The organism is Hungatella sp. SL.1.14, assembly GCF_024460495.1.
Lineage (GTDB): Bacteria > Bacillota > Clostridia > Lachnospirales > Lachnospiraceae > Hungatella > Hungatella hathewayi.
Genome location: NZ_JANFYJ010000093.1, coordinates 1 through 694, shown reverse-complemented (window position 1 = coordinate 694; position 694 = coordinate 1). Strand labels below are relative to the sequence as shown.

The window sequence follows — 694 nt, the reverse complement described above, 5'->3', positions numbered from 1 at the left end:
AAGTCAGTGACCCAACCGCAAGGAGGGAGCTGCCGAAGGCGGGACTGATAACTGGGGTGAAGTCGTAACAAGGTAGCCGTATCGGAAGGTGCGGCTGGATCACCTCCTTTCTAAGGAAGAAGAAGTAGGGGTTTTAGATACTGTTGAGTCTTGTGTTTCAAAGACGAAAAGATTCTGGTGCCGATGCGCTTAGGGGAAACACCCGTACCCATCCCGAACACGATGGTTAAGACTTAAGCGGCCGATGGTACTATGCTGGAGACGGCATGGGAGAGCAGGTGGGTGCCAGATTACATAAAAAAACTCACTCGAAAGAGTGTTTTATATAGAACGGACACGTTCCAATGGGTGGAGATAAAGGCGAAGCCTGTGTTAAAGAATGTGTTAACCTGATTCAGCAGGGCAGTGCTGTTCCATATAACTGGTTTTTACCAGTGATTAGTGGATTCGAGTCGATCGAGTCTGCTAATGACTGATAAACTTCAGTCTGCATGTACCTTGAAAACCACATATTGAATATATCTAGATAGATTCTTTTAAGGGAGTTTAATCCCGAGAAAGAGTAAATCAAGACATCCGAGGTGTTATATCGTAACAGATATAACCGAAAATTATAAACTCGTTGTTGCTGTAACGTACAGCGATAACAAACCTAAGACCAGAGATTCAACGCTATGAATCTTAGATGAGTAAT

The 694-nt window shown here is 43.9% G+C and carries 2 rRNA genes; both read left to right on the top strand.

Annotated features, from left to right (window positions below):
• A 16S ribosomal RNA gene (locus tag NE473_RS30075) occupies nucleotides 1-110 on the top strand; the annotation flags it as partial.
• Nucleotides 111-173: 63 nt separating this feature from the next.
• Nucleotides 174-291: ribosomal RNA gene (gene rrf / locus NE473_RS30070) — 5S ribosomal RNA — on the top strand.
• The last annotated feature ends 403 nt before the right edge of the window (nucleotides 292-694 follow it).